Source organism: Deinococcus sp. Leaf326, assembly GCF_001424185.1.
Taxonomy (GTDB): Bacteria; Deinococcota; Deinococci; order Deinococcales; family Deinococcaceae; genus Deinococcus.
In genome coordinates, this window is the sequence record NZ_LMOM01000032.1 from 371,821 (window position 1) to 388,577 (window position 16,757).

The 16,757-nt window shown below is 67.2% G+C and carries 16 protein-coding genes; 6 read left to right on the forward strand and 10 right to left on the reverse strand.

Going from position 1 to position 16,757, the window contains the following annotated elements:
* Positions 1–109 precede the first annotated feature (109 nt).
* The 3 genes from ASF71_RS12470 to ASF71_RS12480 form a co-directional block, all read right to left on the reverse strand.
* Positions 110–1,093 carry a serine hydrolase gene (locus tag ASF71_RS12470; RefSeq protein ID WP_235514405.1) on the reverse strand — a complete coding sequence of 328 codons (984 nt, stop codon included), beginning with the start codon at positions 1,091–1,093 and terminating at the stop codon, positions 110–112.
* A 308-nt stretch (positions 1,094–1,401) separates the two neighbouring features.
* Positions 1,402–2,319 (reverse strand): C39 family peptidase, encoded by a 918-nt coding sequence (locus ASF71_RS12475; protein WP_056300584.1) that lies wholly within the window; start codon positions 2,317–2,319, stop codon positions 1,402–1,404.
* Positions 2,320–2,514: 195 nt separating this feature from the next.
* Positions 2,515–3,030: a hypothetical protein gene (locus ASF71_RS12480; RefSeq protein WP_056300394.1), complete on the reverse strand. Its 516-nt coding sequence runs from the start codon at positions 3,028–3,030 to the stop codon at positions 2,515–2,517.
* A 132-nt stretch (positions 3,031–3,162) separates the two neighbouring features.
* On the opposite strand from ASF71_RS12480, the gene ASF71_RS12485 reads away from it, so the two are divergent.
* From ASF71_RS12485 to ASF71_RS12500, 4 genes are all read left to right on the forward strand, one after another.
* The gene (locus tag ASF71_RS12485) at positions 3,163–3,702 is read left to right on the forward strand and encodes a hypothetical protein (protein ID WP_056300398.1); all 540 of its coding nucleotides are present in this window, start codon (positions 3,163–3,165) and stop codon (positions 3,700–3,702) included.
* A gap of 216 nt (positions 3,703–3,918) precedes the next feature.
* Complete coding sequence (locus ASF71_RS12490) at positions 3,919–4,371, forward strand: DUF1775 domain-containing protein (protein ID WP_056300402.1); 453 nt, start codon at positions 3,919–3,921, stop codon at positions 4,369–4,371.
* 68 nt (positions 4,372–4,439) lie between these two features.
* Positions 4,440–4,838, forward strand: a complete 399-nt coding sequence (locus ASF71_RS12495) for a copper resistance protein CopC (RefSeq protein ID WP_056300403.1) — start codon at positions 4,440–4,442, stop codon at positions 4,836–4,838.
* 7 nt (positions 4,839–4,845) lie between these two features.
* Positions 4,846–5,655, forward strand: coding sequence for a CopD family protein (locus ASF71_RS12500; protein WP_056300406.1), 810 nt, complete (start codon positions 4,846–4,848; stop codon positions 5,653–5,655).
* Between the two features lie 292 nt (positions 5,656–5,947).
* Here ASF71_RS12500 and ASF71_RS12505 read toward each other — a convergent pair whose 3' ends face one another.
* The gene (locus ASF71_RS12505; protein WP_056300409.1) at positions 5,948–6,424 is read right to left on the reverse strand and encodes a DUF4142 domain-containing protein; all 477 of its coding nucleotides are present in this window, start codon (positions 6,422–6,424) and stop codon (positions 5,948–5,950) included.
* A 601-nt stretch (positions 6,425–7,025) separates the two neighbouring features.
* On the opposite strand from ASF71_RS12505, the gene ASF71_RS12510 reads away from it, so the two are divergent.
* Complete coding sequence (locus ASF71_RS12510) at positions 7,026–7,583, forward strand: TetR/AcrR family transcriptional regulator (protein ID WP_056300412.1); 558 nt, start codon at positions 7,026–7,028, stop codon at positions 7,581–7,583.
* A 253-nt stretch (positions 7,584–7,836) separates the two neighbouring features.
* Entirely contained in the window at positions 7,837–9,522 is a 1,686-nt protein-coding gene (locus tag ASF71_RS12515) for an MFS transporter (RefSeq protein WP_056300414.1), read from the forward strand.
* Positions 9,523–9,839: 317 nt separating this feature from the next.
* Here the strand turns inward: ASF71_RS12515 and ASF71_RS12520 are convergent, their stop codons facing one another.
* From ASF71_RS12520 to ASF71_RS12545, 6 genes are all read right to left on the reverse strand, one after another.
* Entirely contained in the window at positions 9,840–11,396 is a 1,557-nt protein-coding gene (locus tag ASF71_RS12520; RefSeq protein ID WP_056300419.1) for a diguanylate cyclase, read from the reverse strand.
* Positions 11,393–13,003 (reverse strand): HD domain-containing phosphohydrolase, encoded by a 1,611-nt coding sequence (locus ASF71_RS12525; protein ID WP_082505972.1) that lies wholly within the window; start codon positions 13,001–13,003, stop codon positions 11,393–11,395. The genes ASF71_RS12520 and ASF71_RS12525 overlap by 4 nt, the downstream gene beginning before the upstream one ends.
* A 277-nt stretch (positions 13,004–13,280) precedes the next feature.
* The gene (locus ASF71_RS12530; protein WP_056300426.1) at positions 13,281–14,186 is read right to left on the reverse strand and encodes a carbohydrate kinase family protein; all 906 of its coding nucleotides are present in this window, start codon (positions 14,184–14,186) and stop codon (positions 13,281–13,283) included.
* On the reverse strand, positions 14,183–15,007 hold the full coding sequence (locus ASF71_RS12535) for a PIG-L deacetylase family protein (protein ID WP_056300428.1): 825 nt from the start codon (positions 15,005–15,007) through the stop codon (positions 14,183–14,185). Before ASF71_RS12535 ends, ASF71_RS12530 begins: the two co-directional genes overlap by 4 nt.
* Positions 15,008–15,010: 3 nt before the next feature.
* On the reverse strand, positions 15,011–15,862 hold the full coding sequence (locus ASF71_RS12540; protein WP_200939698.1) for a carbohydrate ABC transporter permease: 852 nt from the start codon (positions 15,860–15,862) through the stop codon (positions 15,011–15,013).
* Entirely contained in the window at positions 15,859–16,755 is an 897-nt protein-coding gene (locus ASF71_RS12545) for a carbohydrate ABC transporter permease (protein ID WP_235514406.1), read from the reverse strand. The genes ASF71_RS12540 and ASF71_RS12545 overlap by 4 nt, the downstream gene beginning before the upstream one ends.
* Positions 16,756–16,757 lie beyond the last annotated feature (2 nt).

The window sequence follows — 16,757 nt, forward strand, 5'->3', positions numbered from 1 at the left end:
GGAGTCAGGAAGAGCTCGACTCCACTTCACTGCACAGGCCAACTAACTTGCGGCAACTTCCTGATCCTTACCGACCAGGGCGCACAGACTCCTCCGTCCTCCCTGGCCTCTACCGCAACACCTTCAGGCCCGACAGATTCTGCTCGATCCAGGCGACGACCGGCCGGATCTGCCGTTCCATCTCCTCGGCGTCGGTCGTCACACTGCCGTCATTGAGGTAGGTATACGCAAAGGCCCGGCCGTCCGCTGTCTCGACGTAGCCGGTGAGTGTCAGGATGCCCCAGCCACTGCCCGCCTTCGCGGCCCAGTAGGTGGTTTTGAGTTTCGGCGCTGCGGGCCGGCAACATCCGGCCGACATGATGTCCCGGAGCACCGCACGGGTCGCCGGCCGGAGCGACTGACCCGGCAGGGTGCGGGCCATGAGGTCTGTGTAAGCCCGCGCGGTGCTGGTGTTCTGAAGGTTGACCTCCATATCGGGAGCATAGGCCGGGCCGTGGAAATACAGGTCCAGCTGACGCTCGACTTCCGGACCCGTCCGCTTCTGCGACGCGGCGATCAGACTCTGGGCGGTCTGGAGGCGCTGGTCGAAGGGCTGCGCGCCGTAGAGACGGGCTCCGGCGGCTGTCTCCGGGGTCATGACAGCCGGAATCAGACCGGCCTGAGCAGCCCACCAGGCCTTGGTGGTGAGTAGCACCGAGGTACAGGGGCTGTCCTGGCGAACCTCGCGCGCCAGCCGCTCGGGGCCGTAGGCGAGATGCAGGAGATCCGAGGCCGTGTTATCACTCAGGAAAATTGCGCGTCGGGCCAGCACCTGCAGGCTGTTGGCCCCAGCCGGGTAAGCCTCGATGCTGCGGTTGGCCGCCGTGGTGGTGAACTGGGTGTTCAGGCGGAGTCTGCCCGCATCGACGTCGCGCAGGGCCCTCTGCACGACAAGGGGTTTGAAGAGACTGGCCAGGGGCTGCACGTCGTCGGGACGGCCCAGAAACACGGCCCGGATGGGAGTCAGGGTTTTGGGTTGGTACTCGGCCGCGTAGAAGTTGACCCGTCCGGTGACGCCCGCAGGCAGGGGAAGACCCGTGGGCGAGATGGGCACCGCACTATCCATTGGGCGAGCCACACAGGTGGGAGCCGCACCAGCTGTGGACAAGGGGACAGGCACCATAGCAAGCGCTCTCGCCGAGCCCAGAAGGGCAAGGGCGAGAAAGGCAGAACAGGAGAGTGCAGGCGAAGGCATGGCAGAACAACGGTCGCAGGTGGAGAAAAAAGAGTCAAGCCCGCCCAGTCCGCGCTGAGGGCGGGCGACCCCGCCGAGGAACTCAGTCCGGCAGAGGGCCAACACCCACGTTCACGTAGGAAGGTTGACCTCGACATCCAGTCGAGCAGGGTCTACGCCTGACAGGCTCAGCCGCCTAGACCGCGCTGCGCCACCCTCCGGAAGTGCAGAAGCTCCTTGCTGTCGGGAAAGGTATTCAGGGCCAGGCGGGTATAGCGCAGGGTCTTGCTGTGGTGGCCAGCCTTCGTCCAGGCCTCGAACGCTTCCTGGCGGTACAGGAAATACAGCCGGGGCACCCCCAGCGCCACCGCGCGGTCGAAGTTGGCGGCGGCCGCCGTCACGTTGCCCAGACGTAAGTTGGCCTTGCCCAGACCCCACCAAGCGTAGGGATCGCCGGGCTGGGCCCTGGCCCGCGCCTCGGTCACGCGCTTGAGCCGCGCCCAGTTCGTCGCAGCGCGCACGTCCTGGCCCAGCACGGCCTGCACGTCACGCTCCTTGCTCGCCGGGTAGGCCACGAGGTACTCGCCGTTGTAGAAGTGCCACAGCTCCGTGAACTGCGCCTCGCTGAGCCACAGCGCTGGCCCCAGCAGCGGGTCGCTGACCAGGAACCGCCCGGCGCGGTAGCCGTACACCGTGCGGAAGTGCGCGACATTGCTGCCCGCCCTCAGGCGTTGCTGCACGACCACCGGCAACCCGCGCGACACCAGCTCGCGGACGAGCGCCGGGGTCCCTGCCGAGCGGATCATGCTGCGCAGGCCGAAGCGCCCCAGGTACGCCGCGAGTTCCAGACTGGTCACCTGCGGGTCACCGGGAAAGTCCTTGAGGGCCGAGGCCGCGTGCGCCTGGGTCACGCGGGTGCCGTGGTAACCCAGGACGGTCAGGGCCGTCACGGGTCCGCAGTTGTCCGGCCCCTGACGTTCGTAGCGAATATTGCTGAGCGTGAAGCTGGCCGGCGCCGCTGCCGCGCCGTTCCCCGGCAACGCGCCGAGCAGAAGGGCCAGGGCGACGAAAGCCGCAGGAGTCCGGCGAGCAGGCAGGGAAGTCATGATCCACTGTGAGGCCAGCAGTGCGGCGGGGGACACGGGCAGGGCTTGAGCTGGCCTTTCGGATCAACGTACGGAGCCCCGAAGAGCTGGCACCCGAAAGGTGTGCCGGACAATCGGGCAGCGTCTCCATTGAGCATCAGAGCCGGACGGGGGCGCTACCGGCCACAGGCTCTCCCTCCAGCGGCAAGCCACAGCTCAGTTGAGCAGGGTGCCCCGGATGCCCTGGGCGCAGGCCACACGGTGATGTACGGCCTGGACGTCGAGCACACCGTACTCGCACAGCCCGGCCGCGACCACCTGCACCTCCGCCCAGGCGCGCCGCAGCGCCGCGCGCGCCCGGCCCACCAAGACCTGCAGATAGGCGTCAAGCGTGGCGAGCTCCTCGGGTTCGGTCAGGGCCGCCTGCAGCAGCGCGCGGGGATCACGGCCGGAAATGGGCGGGCGCACCCCAAGAATTTCCGCCGCCGCGCCCTGGGCCAGCGCCGTCATGACGACCGCGTCGAGGAGGCCCCGGTTGTTCTGCAGGGCCCGCAGATCGGGTTCCAGCGCGTAATGCACGGCGGCGTCGGTCAGACTCACGGTCTCCAGGCGCAGCGGCGCACGCGCCCCCAGACAGGCCAGCACGGCCTCAGCGGCCAGCAACTGCGCCAGAATCTCAGCGCGGGGGAGGTGGAAGGGAACGGACTCGGTGCGCAGGGGGGTCTGGGTCATATACCTGAGTATCCTGATCGGATTAAGCCACGTGCAACGCCCTGCAATCGCAACCCGAACTACAAAGGAATACCGCCAAGGGCTCCGGCTCAGGACATGGCGCCTTTCCCGGACACGCTATGGTGCCGACGAATGTTCGGCAGCTCGGGAAGTCCACCGGTCACCTGGCCCCAGGGCCAGCGGTGGCTGCTGGTCGTCCTGACCCTGATCGCGTCGGTCGCCCACCTGGCGCGTAGCCCGCAGGCCGGGGGCCTGGGCCTGCCCGGCATCCTGCTGGTGCAGACGACCATTGATCCTGGGGCCCCGGCGGCGCCTCCCGCGCACCGACACTCGGCCGGCATGGACATGTCGGACCTGGGCGGCCCCGGCAATGGGGCCCAGGCTGAGGCTGGTCGGGCGCCCAAGCCGGCCGCTGCCTGGGCTCCGGAACTTGCCGACGCTGCGCCCAATGCCCCCCCACACCATGGCCATCACACGGACGCCCACTGCCCGTTCTGTCTGACTGCCGGTTTCGCCCTCGAGGCGCAGCCAGGCTTTTTCGTTGTTCGCGTGGTCCCGCATGTACTGCGGGCGGCCCTCTCGTGTCCCCAGCCCTTCCTGGCGGGCATCCGGCACGCGGACCCGCGTGCGCCGCCGCCGCCCCGGAACAGCCTGACGTCAGCCGACGCCTGATTCCGCCAGGTTCTCCAGACAGCCCCACCACCCTCAAACTCAGCGAGATATACGTCGGCCAGACTGCCCGCACCTCCCGGGGGCAGCTCGACGTCAGCCACAACGTTCGAGCCTCCCGGTCCTCCGGGACTGTCACGAGCACATAGAGCACGCCTATCGGCCCCGCAGGGCGGACCCCGCCCCACATCCTTCTTTTCATCTTCCGGAGACTCTCCCATGACCCAGTTCAAGATCCTGCTGCCCTTGTCGGCCGCTCTGCTGCTGTCCTTCGCCGCCGCCCACGCCACCGTCCGCACCGAGACCGGCCTGACGGAAAGCAAGGCCGGCGTCAGCGAGACCTACCGGCTGAACGTACCCACCGAGAAGGCCATCGCCACCACCCAGGTGCGCCTCGTCGTGCCGGCGGGCATGACCCTCACCCGGTTCCAGGTGCTTCCGGGCTTTACCCGCAGCGTACTCAGGAACGCCGACGGCCTCATCACCGAAGTCACCTGGCGTGGCCGCGTCGCGCCGGAGGAGTACGCCCGCTTCTTCTTCCAGGCCCGCAATCCCGCGCAGCCCGGCGAGGTGGCCTGGAAGGTCTACCAAACCTATGCCGACGGCAGCGTCGTCGCCTGGGACGACACCAATCCCGAGCAGGGGCCGGCCAGCAGAGTCACGATCAAGTAAGTCCGGGTGGGTGGACGACTGGCCCCGTGCGGCGTCCACCCTTCCTCTCTCCTGCCCCGAGGTATCCCATGAAGAAGATCTTTGCCCTGATCACCGCCCTGAGTCTGTCGGGCGCGCTGGCCCACACGGCCGTCACGTCTGTCACGCCCGCCCTGAACGCCAGTGTCTCCGCACCGAAGAGCGTGCAGCTCAAGTTCAGTGAGCCCGTCGAGCTACGCTTCAGCACCTTCCGGGTGATGGCTATGCCCGCCGGGATGACCGGGCAGGCGGCGGCGACGGCAGCCCTGGCCGAGAAGGCCGATTCCGCTAAAGTGGTCAGTCTCCCCCTGGAACGCGTCTCGCTCGCCGCTCAGCTCACCCTGCCGCTCAAGGCGAACCTGAAGGCCGGCAGCTACGTCGTCGCCTGGAAGATCCTGTCGGAAGACGGGCACCCCGTCACCGGCTTCAGCACCTTCAAGGTGCCGTGAGGGCCACATGACCGTACTGCTGGGCGGTCTGGGCTTCCTGGGCCTGACCCTGCTCCTGGGCGGCGTGCTCACCCGGCGCTGGTTGACGCCGGGAACACCGCCGCTGTGGGTCGTCGGGCTGGGCGCGGCGCTGCTGGCGCTGGGCTGGGGAGGGCAGGCCGCGCTGACCCTGAGCGTGCTGGGCATGACGGCCGCGCCCGACGTGCTCGCCTACCTGACCGACACCGGCACCGGCCGCAGCCTGCTGCTGGGGCTGATGGGCGCCGCGCTGGTCCTCGCCGCCGAACTGAGTGTCTGGCCCTGGGCGCTGTCGCTGGCCTGCGCGGCCCTCACCCTCTGGGGAGCGGCTGGCCTGGGACACGGCGCGGGCCACGGCACCGGCGTCCGGCTGTCGCACGCCGTCCATGCAGGCGCGATGACGGTCTGGCTGGGCGGCGTGCTGGCCCTGCTGCTGAGCCGGCCCGCCACGGCGGCGCAGGCCCGGCGCTTCACGCCCGTCGCCCTGGGCAGTGTGGCCGTGCTGGCCGGCACCGGACTGTTCATGGCGGGGCAGCATCTCGTCTCGGTGGCGGAGTGGACGGGCACCCCCTACGGCCGGACCCTGCTCTTCAAACTCGCCTTGGTGGGGCTGACACTGCTGGCAGCAGTGCTCGTCCGACGGCGCTTTGCTCGGCAGGGTGACGTGCGGGTGGCGTTGGCCCGCGAGGCCCTGGTCCTGTTGGCGGTGGTCGGCATGACGGCCTCGCTGACGACGCAGTCTCCCCCCACGTCGACCGACCATCCGGGCGGCTCTGCACACGAAGGCTCCCTGCCCTGAACCGGTGCCGGATGACTTGCCAGGCGTGAACCGGCCAGCCCCCTGGTGATCCTCTTCTGCGTTTTCAGACGGACCGGGCAGGAATGCCCCAATCCGGCCGTCGGCGTCGGGCCGGTTCAGTCAGGGCCGTCACTTTGAGTGCGCGCAGACCAGCCCATTCCTTTTTGCCCAATATCTCCGCACGGGAGACGCAAAAACCCCCACCTGCGTGGGGGCCGGTCGAGACGCGACAATGTAGTTCGTCTCAGGGGACGGTAGGAGCAGGAGCCGGTGCGAGCAGGGTCTGGGCCTGCTAGAGATGCTGCTGAATGATGGGGCTCTGCCGGTCGGCCAGAGCCACGACGGCCGCGTCCTTCCCGGCCGCGCGCTCGTTCTGGATCAGGCTCAGGGTCAGCTGATGGGCCAGAACCTGTTCCTGCAGGAAAGCCGCGTCGAACGCCGCCGCATTCAGGCCGGAGAGCGCCGTTACCTTGAGCTGCAGTTCGGGAGGGAGCGCCTTGGGCAACAGGACTCCTCGGGCGAGGGCCAGCGCACTGACCTCATTTTGCGCCATGGCGTGATGCTCGATCAGCATCTGGGCGTAGGCCCGCACCGCCGGCGCCGTGGCCTTCGTCAGCGCCACCTCGGAGGACTGGATCTCAAACAGGTTGCTTCCGGTCACCGACTGCAGGAACAGTCCGTCGGCAGTGCCGGCGTTCGGCGCCGTCATCATGGGCGCGCAGGAGGCGAGAAGGGCTGGGACGAGCACCAGAGCAGCAAGTTTTCGCATGGTAGCCTCCTGAACCGGCCGGCGCGGGACGCCGCCGACCCTGTCCTGTCGTTCGCGGCCCAGTCTGCTCGACCCGGTGGCCTGCCCTGTGCTGGTGATCTCAAGGCCGGTTCACGGGAATCAGGCTCTATACATGCTGTACCCGTGACCGGCCTTAACGAATGGCCGGGCGTTCACCAGCGGTACGACGCGCTCCTGGGACGCTGCCGGACGCCGGGCAAGGAAACTTGCCGAAAGCCACACCCCCTGGCAGCAATCTGCGCTGACCACGGCCGAAGGGCAGAGTCCTACCGACATCCGCAGCGGTGAGGGCACCCTCCGGAACTCCAGCCGGCTCCGGTCACGAAGACGATGGAGTGGCCGATCTGCCGCGGTTTCTTGCCGAGGGCGGCCAGTGCTTTTCGGAACGGTGGAACCTGGACAGCGGGGATTCGCTCCAGAGCAGGTGACCCATACCCGGCCACGCCGAGCAGGATCACCCCACTTCCAAAGAGATGATCGACGACATCCATAAATAGATTACGGTTATCATCTAATCAATGTCAGGGATAGGGCGGTCAGTGCCCGCACACCTCCCAGCAGCGTCTTACCAGGAGGAACCATGCCCAGAGTGTCCAAAGCGCAGGCCGCCCGCAACCGGGAGCTCACCATCGAGGCGGCTGCCCGGCTGTTCCGCGAACACGGCGTCGACCATGTCTCGGTGCAGGACGTCATGTCCGCCGTCGGCCTGACGCACGGCGGGTTCTACCGCCAGTTCGAGTCCAAGGAGGCCCTGGTGGCCGAAGCCCTGCGCCACGCGTACACCTCCATGGCCGCCAGGATGGACGAGACGGAGGCTCGGGCGGGTGACCACCATGCCGCGCAGCTCGCCTACATCCGGGGCTACCTCTCCGCCTTTCACCGCGATCATCCCGGTCAGGGCTGCCCGACGGCCGGCCTCGTTCAGGACGTGGCCCGCACCGGCACGGCGGACGCCCGGAGCGCCCTGGCCGACGGCGTGACCGAGTTCGCCCAGTGGCTCGGCGGCGAGGACCAGGACGGGCTGGTCACGGCCTGCACCCTGTTCGGCGCGCTGCTGGTCGCCCGTGCCACCGAGGGAACGCCGCTCTCCAGCCAGGTGCTCGGACACGTCCGGACCGCGCTGACCCAGGACAGATGAACCGCTCGCCCGTTCTGACCGCGCCGCGCGAGTTGATGCCCAACTGCCGGTGGTCCGCGCCGGTGCCCCTGACGGATTTCGGAGCATGGATCCTCCGGGAGTCGGGACCGAACATCGCCAGTACTCCGGCGACGAGGCCTAGCACCTCGGCATCCCCGCCGTGAACTGAAGCTCCAGCCGTTGCAGAGCTCCGCGGTCTGAAACTCTGTCCCCCGCCAGCCCCTCTCCTTTTCCGCGCTGTCCAGGAGTCGTCATGAGTACAGGTGCGCCCAGCAGGTCTACTCTCCCGTTCGCTCCGCCCACCGCCGACGCGCTGGACCCTGGCCGCTGGCGCGTCCTCTCGGTCCTGCTGCTGGCCCTGTTCATGGTGCTGCTCGACAGCAGCATCGTGACCAACGGCCTGGCGACCCTGCAGCGCGATCTGGGCGCCAGCTCGACGCAGGCGCAGTTCGTGCTGACCAGCTACGCGCTGGCCTACGGCGTGCTGCTGATCACCGGGGGGCGCCTGGGCGATCTGTACGGCCGCCGCCGCATCTTCCTGCTGGGGCTGGGAGGCTTCACGCTGGCCTCGGCGCTCTGCGGTCTGGCGTGGTCGCCCACGTCCCTGATCGTGTTCCGGGTGGCGCAGGGCCTGACGGCGGCGCTGCTGTTTCCCCAGGTCGCCAGTTTCATCCAGGTCCTCTTTCCTCCGGCGGAGCGTCCCCGCGCCTTCGGACTTCAGGGGGCGGTGACCGGGCTGGGCATCATCGCCGGTCCCCTGCTGGGCGGCCTGATCATCGGCGCCGACCTGCTGGGCACGTCGTGGCGACCGATGTTCCTGGTCAATCTGCCGATCGGGTTGCTGGCGCTGTGGTGGGGGGTGCGGGCGCTGCCCGAATCCCGCTCCGTGCAGGCCAAGCGCCTGGACCTGCCCGGCGTCCTGCTGCTCACCCTCGCGCTGGTGGCTCTGATCTACCCTATTACCGAGGGGCGGGAGCGGGGCTGGCCCACCTGGATGCTGGCCCTGGCCGTGCTGAGCGCCGGGCTGCTGTGGGCCTTCGTTACCTATCAGCGCCGCCTGCTGCGGCAGGGAAAGACGCCGCTCGTCGAGCTGAGCATGTTCGCCGACCGGTCCTTCGCCGTCGGCGCCCTGATCGCCTTCGTGTTCCAGAGCAGCGTGCTGTCCTATTTCGTCGTCATGAGCCTGTTCTTCCAGTCGGGGCTGGGCTACCAGCCGGTACAGGCGGCGCTGCTCCTGATCAGTTACCAGGTGGCCATCGCGCTCGCCTCGCTCCTGTCGGCCCGGTTAGGCGCCCGGCTGGGCCGTTCCCTGCTCACGCTCGGGACCCTGCTCCTGATGGCCGGTCTGGCCGGCACGCTCATGATCCTGCGTTCGGAGGCGCTCCACTACCAGGGCTACGAACTCATTCCGGCGCTCCTGGTCGGCGGTATAGGCTTCGGCTGCGTAGTGGCGCCCCTTCAGACGATCATCCTCTCGCGGATCGCCCCCGTGTACGCTGGCAGCGCTTCTGGGGTACTGGCCACTGTGCAGCAGGTAGGCAGCGCCCTGGGCGTGGCGGTCATCGGCATCCTGCTGTTCGGTCAGCTGGGGGCAGGGGCAAGGGAGGCGGCCCTGCAGGTGCGGCCGGCCCTCACGCAGACCCTGACGGCACTCGACCTCCCCCTTCCGGCCGTTCAGGCGCTTACCCGGGGCTTCGAGCAATGCGTCTACACGCGCTTCAACCAGCCAGACCTCAACCAGGTACCTGCCCCCTGTGTTCCGGCGGCAGGCAGCGTGGCCGCACGGCCCGAGGTGCAGGCGGCTCTCGGGGCCGCGGAGACGGAGGCCCGGCGGCAAAATTTCCTGTCGGCGACCCTGGTCACCCTGCGCTTTCAGCTTCTGGCCTACGGAATCTGTTTCTTGCTGGTCTTCCTGCTGCCCCAGAAGAACCGCGCCTAGACCTCCACCGGGAGGTCGGGCAGGACGAGAGGAACGGCGCGGCGGCTGTTCCTCTCGCTTTTGACAGCTGACCCATACAGGTCAACGTTTCTTCCCGGACCCTGTTCCGGGGTTCTCTGGCCCAATAAAGTCCGGCGCGCCGGGCAGAGTGCCTCTACGAAGGAAGGACACACAGGGACCAGACTAACCAGACGCGACCCCTCTCCGGGGCAGACGGGTACTCCCCACTCTTTTTGTTACCGATCCTGGCGACAGACCCCTTCTCGTTCACGACTCTGAGCGTGCACAGATCTCCACCAGCGCCCCGCACACACCCCTCAGAGAACACAGATCCGGTTTCTTCCTTCCGACTTTGCCTGATACAGCGCCATGTCGGCCCGCTTCAGAATCTGGTCGGTCTCCCTGATGTCGCCCGCAACGACCACAGTCATTCCGAAACTCGCCGTGGTCTCGAGGTCGTCGTCGATATCCGCCCAGTCGACCTCTTCCAGGACGCGCCGAACCCGTTCGCACAGGCGATAGGCCTCCGGGGCCTCCACATCGCGCAACACCAGCAGGAACTCCTCGCCTCCCAGCCGGGCCAGAGAATCCTGGTCCCGCAGGGCCTGTTTCATGACTTCCGCCGCATGCACCAGAACGAGGTCACCGACGAGGTGGCCATAGGTATCGTTGATCTTCTTGAAGGAATCCAGGTCGACGATCACGACGGCGTGCACCGCGTCACTTTTTGGGTCCTGTTTCAGACTGTCCAGCCACTCCATGGCCTGGGTCCGGTTGGGCATTCCCGTCAGAGAATCCCGCCGGGCCGCCTCTGCGCTGACCCGGGCCCGGACTTCGGCTTCGTGCATCCTCTGTTCGACCTGCCGGGTCAGGGCGCGCTGCTGGTAGAAGTCGCGGTAGAGGTTTTCGAGGCCACGGGTCATGTCGCGCTGCACCTCGAAGGCCTCGCGGAAGCGGCCGGCATCGGCGTAGGCGTTCGCCAGGATCTCGCGTCCCCTCGCGATCAGGACTTCCCGGCCGGTCTGCTCGAACTGCTCCACGGCTATCCAGGCGTCCCGAATGGCCCCGGCCCAGTCTTCGAGAAAGCTCTGCACCAGGCTGCGCCGCAACGTCGCGTGGCCGAGGAACACGCTGTTCTCAGTCTCCCGGGCGTAGCTGACCCTCCTGTCGGCAATCTCCATCGCCTCCCGGCCGCTGCCCCGCCACAGGGCCTCCAGGGTCAGGGCGTCCAGAACGTCAAGGAGATGCAGAGGATCGCGCAATTTGTCGGGGCGAACCGAGATCTGCTTGAGCAGGCGAAGGGACCGGTAGATCTGGTCATCGGGGCCTATGACAGGGGGATCCCCCGAACGGTTCATAAGCATCTGGAGATAACTCATGGCGTAGTTGATATGGAAGGCCTGGAGAAGCTGAGCCGACTCGTCCTGATTCAGCTGTTCCCAGTAGGCCGACCGGCGGATATCTTCGAGAAGGCCCACCGCCTCGGCGTAGTGACCCCGGTCCGTCGCGTAATGGGCGGCGTTGACGTTCACGAGCGCTATGCCGCGTTCGTCCGAGACTTCACGGGCCAGCGCTTCGGCCTGCGCGAAATGATGCTTGACACTGAGATCGTCAAGCATCTCCATATGAATCAGGGCGAGGGCGACGTGGGCTTTGGCCTGCGTGGTCAGGTCGCCGGATTCACGCGCGAGCTCGAGACAGGCCAGCCCATGCGACAGGGCCGCCACGAGGTCGTTCAGGTCCAGGGTCAGGTAGACGGCTTCACGGTGAAGCAGGGCCAGTTCGATCCTATTGGCCTGGGGAGTCGTCAGGATGTCGTTCCGGATGACCTCGAGCGCCTCCCGCAGAGCCTTCGTGGTCGAGATGGTGATCATGCCCGGACCTGCCGGTCCTGGGCCATCATGGCCAGGAACACCTGAACCAGCCGGGGATCGAAATGCGCCCCGGCTCCCCTCGCCACTTCGGCCAGGGCGGCCTCGCGGGTCCAGGCCGCCTTGTAGGGCCGCTCCGAAATCAGGGCGTCGTACACGTCGACGATGCTGAAGACACGGGCCAGGAGAGGGATCGCCTCCCCCGCCAGACCGTCCGGGTACCCGCGGCCATCCCAGCGCTCGTGGTGATGCCGGACGATCTGCCGGATGGCCGGCGGCATGAGGGTCTCGTCCTGAAGCAGTTCGTCACCCACCTCCACATGGCGCTGCATGACAGCGCGTTCCTGCACAGTGAGCGCCCCCGGTTTCCGAAGGATGGCGTCTGGCACGGCAACCTTGCCGATGTCATGCAGGTAGGCACCCCACCGCAGGTACTGGAGGTCTTCCGGACCGAGCCGGAGCGTCTCCCCCAGCCGGAGGGCGAGCACCGTCACGCGGTCCGTGTGCCCCGAAACCTCGTCGTCGCGGTACTCCAGAACGCGCCCGAGGGTCTTGAGCGCCGCCTCCTGCATCTGCCGCAGATGCTCGATGTGCGTGATCCTCTCGGCGGCCCGCCCGATCCAGCCCGTGACGATCTCCAGGATCCTGAGGATCTCCGCCGCTTCCTGCGCGACCGGACCGGCGTTCGACAGGGTGACGATGCCTGCGACCTGCCCTCCCACCTTCAGGGGGGCCATGGACAGCACGCTCAACTCCAGCTCCTGAAAGTCACTCTTCAAGCTGAGGTCTGTCTGTCCAGACAGACTCAGGCTCCGCCCCGTCTCGGCGACCGTGTGGGCATGAACCCCGAACGCTGCGGAGACGTCGCTGATCCGCGTCTCCGTCACCCCCGAATCGCCCGACAAGATCGCCAGGTCTGCCGACAGTTCTCCGCAGTCCAGCAGGCCGAACTGGACCCCCAGGGCGCAGCCGCTCAGCTCCATGAGGGTGCCGAGGGCGCGCCGGTAGAGTTCCGGGACCTGCTCTATGGCGTCCAGTTCGGTCGACAGCTGTGCCAGCCGCTCGAAACGGTGGGTCGACCGCTGGGCTTCCTCAAGAGCGAGGAGGCGCGTGTAGGCCACGCCCGCAGCCTGACTCAGGAGTGTCAGCGCTTCCCGGTCCTCTTCACCCAGCCGCTCATAGGTGTTCGTCGTGTCGACGGACAGCACCCCGAAGGCCTGTCCATCCGGGCCGAGCAGGGGAACGCCCAGGTACATTCCGGGCTGCGGAGTGCCCGAAATGAACATGGCGTCCCTGCGCGGCCGCGCGTCATCCAGCAGCAGCGCCTGACCCGACTGGAACACCTGCCAGGCCAGCGAGGTTTCCGGCACGCTGGTCTGGCCGAGGGCCCGGTCGGCGAGGTGGCCCGCGGCCGCGACGATTTCCATGACCTGCAAGTTCGCGCGGTAGAGGGTCGCCAGGACGGTCGTGGCCCGCGTCGTGGTGAGGGCGAGTTCCACGCAGCGGGGAAAGACGTGCCGCGACGAGCGCGCCAGATGCACCAACGCTGCCGCGTCCAGCGCAGGTTTGGACGGAGGTCGCTGCAATGGGCTGGAAGTGAAGGTGTCCATGGAAGTCACGGCTGAGCGGCTAGAGACGATGCTACCGACATAGTTCTCAACATGGCAGTGAAAAGCTTGCTCATCTCTGACTTTTCACAGGATGTAGGCAACAAACCGTATGGTACCACCGTGAACAGGCCGCCCGAGAGGAATCGGCCAGCCCTTGAGCTCTACGGCTGTCTCCTCCGCCCAGCGTGAGGTCCCGGGTGGGTCCCCAGGCGCCTGGCCCCCACAGCCTGCCGTTCCTGGGCAGCGAGCCTGTGGGCCAAGACCCAGGGACGGCGCCCTAGACTTCTATGGGGCCGAACCGGCGCGGCGAGGTCGAGATCGCCAGCGACGCCACGGCGACGGCCTGCCGCAGGGCCAGGGGCAGGGGGGCGCCCTGAAGCAGGGCGTGCAGAAACGCCGCGTTCCAGGTGTCTCCCGCGCCCACGGTATCAATGACCTCCACACTCGGCGCGGCTACCCGGTGGGTCTCGCCGAGCTGTGCGGCCAGGACCCCCTGGGCCCCAAGTTTGACGGCTACCACGCCGCCGGGCCGAATCTGGCCGCTCAGGTCCTGCAACGCCAGTTCGGGGGTCGGCTGTCCCGTGAGGTGGAGGGCTTCGAGCTCGTTGATGAGCAGGTAGGTCATGTCGGGCAGCCAGGACCCCACCTCACGGCGAACGTCCCCAGTAAATCCCGTTTCGGGCCAGCCGAAGTCCAGGGCGCAGTGCGTTCCGGCGGCGCGAAGTTCACGGAGAATCCGGGGATAGTCCGGCCGCAGCGCAGGCGTCAGGAACGCGCCGGCCAACAGGGCGAGGCGGGCCGGGGGAAGGAGGGGCCGCACCGTGTCCCAGGACAACTCGCCGAGATGACCGAGGTAGGTGACGAAGCTGCGTTCACTGCCCGGATGGGTGAACGCCGCCGTCACGGAGGTCGGCGCGGCGGTCGGCTGCCAGCGCACGGCCCCTTCCGGCAACTGCTGCCTGAGCCACTGCCCCGGAAGATCGGCGCCCACGGTACTGACGGTCACGGCCCCGGTCCCGAGCGCGGCACACGCCAGCGCGGTATTGCCGGCGTTGCCCCCGACCCGCCACTCCAGGTGGGGCACCAGAACCTCGGTGCCTTCGGCCGGCCAGGTGACCAGGGGCCCGAGCACCAGATCGACATTGACATTGCCCAGGATCACGAGTGGGACCAGAGAGCTCATGGTGCCCGACTCCCATAGACGACGTCCAGACCCGCGAAGAGATCATCCAGCGGGTAGGCGGGCAGGGGGCCGCGCAGCCCGCCCAGACTGAACGTTTCACGTCTCAGCAGCGGCGCGAGCTGTTCCGGTGACAGGGTCCCCAGCGTACTCAGGGGCCCCGTCTGCGTGCGGTGAGCCGCCAGAGCCGCCCGCTTCCGGTCGGCGTAGGCCCGGACGTCGACCCAGGCGGCCACCGTTCCGTCACTGACCGCGTAGACCTCCGGGTCCAGCTGGCCCAGCACGCCGAGGCCCCGGCCACTCTGCAGGCCGCGCATCTCCGGCACGGTCTGGGCGACGTAGAAGAGGCGGCGGGGCGACGAAGGGCCGTGGCCGCTCCGGCTGAAGGCTCCGGTGGCCGCCCGGTGGGCCACCAGATGGTCCGGATGACCGTAGATGCCGTGCGGGTCGAAGGTCAGCAGCACCTGGGGCCGGACCCGATGAATGATGTCCAGCACCTTGGCTTCGGTCTCCAGGGGGTCGGCGTTGATACAGGCGAGGGGTTCGGTTCGCCGGAGCCTCTCGCCGCGCCCGCTGTCCTGATAGTCCAGGAACACGGGAGGCGAGATTCCCAGGAGGGCGCAGGCCTGCCGGAGCTCGCCCTCCCGCTGCGTACCCATGTCGGAAACTGCCAGGGCAGGGTCGGTATTTTTGCCGGCTTCGCCACGCGTGAGGCAGGCGACGGTCACGGCGGCCCCCCGGTCGGCGTACCGGGCCAGGGTGCCGCCGCAGCGCAGCGCTTCGTCATCGGGATGGGCGAAGACCGCCAGAAGGGAGGCCCGCATCCCCTAGCCCTTGAGTCCAGTCAGGACGATGCCGTCGATGATCTGCTTCTGGAAGATAGCGAAGACGATCAGCACCGGAATCACCGCGAGGCTGCTGGCCGCCATGATCAATCCCCACTGTGTCCCCGCCTCACCGTTGAAGAGGGCCGTCCCCACGGGAAGGGTGCGGAACTGGGGCTGCTGGATCACGATCAGGGGCCACAGGAAGGCGTTCCAGTTGCCCAGGAACGTGAAGATCCCCAGACTGGCCAGCGCCGGCCGGACCAGAGGCATGGCGATGCGTGTGAAGATGCCGAACTCGCCCATGCCGTCGATGCGCGCGGCTTCGAGCAGGTCGGTGGGCAGGCTCTCGAAAAACTGCCTCATCAGAAAGACGCCGAACGCGCTGATCAGGCCGGGAAACAGAATGGCGAAATAGGCTCCCGGCACGCTGCGGGTCAGCTGCAGGTCGCTCACGCCCACGAACCACGGAATGACGAGCATCTCGGTGGGAATCATCAGGGTGGAGAGAATGAGGAGAAAGATCAGGTTCTTTCCCGGAAAGTCGAATTTGGCGAGGGTATACCCGACGAGCGAATCGAAGAACAGGACACTGACGGTCGTCACAGACGCCACGAGCAGACTGTTGCCGAACCAGAGCAGGAATTTCGTCTCCGTCAGAACCTGCCGGTAATTGTCCAAGGTGGGCTGGGCGGGCAGGAATGTGAGGTTGAACAGTTCCTGAAAACTCTTGAGGCTGGTGAGCAGCATCCAGACGAACGGAAAGAGGGTGACGAGGATGCCCAGCGTCAGGACGACGTAGGCCAGCACCGTCTTCACCTCGACGCGGCGGCGGAGCGGAGCGCTGTGCGTCACAGGTCATGCCTCCTGGTCAGGAATTTCAGCTGAATCACCGTGATGATCAGGATGATCACGAACAGCACCACCGTGATGGCCGAGGCGTACCCCATCTGGAAGCGGCCGAACGCCATCTGGTAGATGTACAGCGCCACGGTCATGGTGCTGCCCAGCGGTCCGCCCTGGTCGGTGAAGTTGAGATTGACGACCTGCGTGAACAGTTGCAGGTAGGAGATGGTCCCCGTGACCACGCTGAAGACGATGGTCGGGTTGAGCAGCGGCAGGGTGATGCTCCAGAACGACTGCGTTCCACTGGCCCCGTCGATTTCCGCCGCCTCGTAGAAGGTGCGCGGGATGGCTGCCAGACCTGCCAGGAAGAGGACGATCTGAAAGCCGAGGTTCTGCCACACGACCAGCCCGGCCGTGGTCGCCAGGGCCTGACTCGGCGAGGTCAGAAAGGACTGGGGCTGAAGATGGAGCCAGACCAGGGCCGTGTTGACCGGGCCGAACTGCGGACTGAAGAGCCACTGCCAGACCCAGGCCGCCGCCACGATGGGCGTGACATATGGCGCGAAGTAGAGCGCCCGGTACAGGCCCCGCAGCGCCGTGACCCGGCTGAGCATGAGCGCCACCGCCAGACCCAGAATGATCTGCGCCGGCACGCCGATCACCGTATACAGCGCCGTGTTCTTCAGGGCCGTGACGAACTTCGCGTCGTTGGCCAGTTCGCGGTAGTTGTCCAGGCCGATGAATGGCTGCTGCTCCTTGAGGATGTTCCAGTCGAACAGACTCATCCGCAGCGACATCAGCGTCGGAACGAAGCGCACGATCAGAAAGAAGACCAGGGGCACGAGCAAGAAGGTGTAGGCGGTCCGGGTCTGGTGACGCTTGAGAGACCCGGGAGCGGGCACGC

What these genes read in the sequence shown, in the direction of transcription:
- ASF71_RS12500 (WP_056300406.1), top strand. Translation starts at nt 4,846, where the DNA reads ATGACCGTACTGCTGGGCGGTCTGGGCTTCCTGGGCCTGACCCTGCTC.
- ASF71_RS12485 (WP_056300398.1), top strand. Translation starts at nt 3,163, where the DNA reads ATGTTCGGCAGCTCGGGAAGTCCACCGGTCACCTGGCCCCAGGGCCAG.
- ASF71_RS12475 (WP_056300584.1), bottom strand. Translation starts at nt 2,319, where the DNA reads ATGACTTCCCTGCCTGCTCGCCGGACTCCTGCGGCTTTCGTCGCCCTG.
- ASF71_RS12510 (WP_056300412.1), top strand. Translation starts at nt 7,026, where the DNA reads ATGCCCAGAGTGTCCAAAGCGCAGGCCGCCCGCAACCGGGAGCTCACC.
- ASF71_RS12530 (WP_056300426.1), bottom strand. Translation starts at nt 14,186, where the DNA reads ATGAGCTCTCTGGTCCCACTCGTGATCCTGGGCAATGTCAATGTCGAT.
- ASF71_RS12495 (WP_056300403.1), top strand. Translation starts at nt 4,440, where the DNA reads ATGAAGAAGATCTTTGCCCTGATCACCGCCCTGAGTCTGTCGGGCGCG.
- ASF71_RS12520 (WP_056300419.1), bottom strand. Translation starts at nt 11,396, where the DNA reads ATGATCACCATCTCGACCACGAAGGCTCTGCGGGAGGCGCTCGAGGTC.
- ASF71_RS12515 (WP_056300414.1), top strand. Translation starts at nt 7,837, where the DNA reads ATGAGTACAGGTGCGCCCAGCAGGTCTACTCTCCCGTTCGCTCCGCCC.
- ASF71_RS12535 (WP_056300428.1), bottom strand. Translation starts at nt 15,007, where the DNA reads ATGCGGGCCTCCCTTCTGGCGGTCTTCGCCCATCCCGATGACGAAGCG.
- ASF71_RS12525 (WP_082505972.1), bottom strand. Translation starts at nt 13,003, where the DNA reads ATGGACACCTTCACTTCCAGCCCATTGCAGCGACCTCCGTCCAAACCT.
- ASF71_RS12480 (WP_056300394.1), bottom strand. Translation starts at nt 3,030, where the DNA reads ATGACCCAGACCCCCCTGCGCACCGAGTCCGTTCCCTTCCACCTCCCC.
- ASF71_RS12505 (WP_056300409.1), bottom strand. Translation starts at nt 6,424, where the DNA reads ATGCGAAAACTTGCTGCTCTGGTGCTCGTCCCAGCCCTTCTCGCCTCC.
- ASF71_RS12490 (WP_056300402.1), top strand. Translation starts at nt 3,919, where the DNA reads ATGACCCAGTTCAAGATCCTGCTGCCCTTGTCGGCCGCTCTGCTGCTG.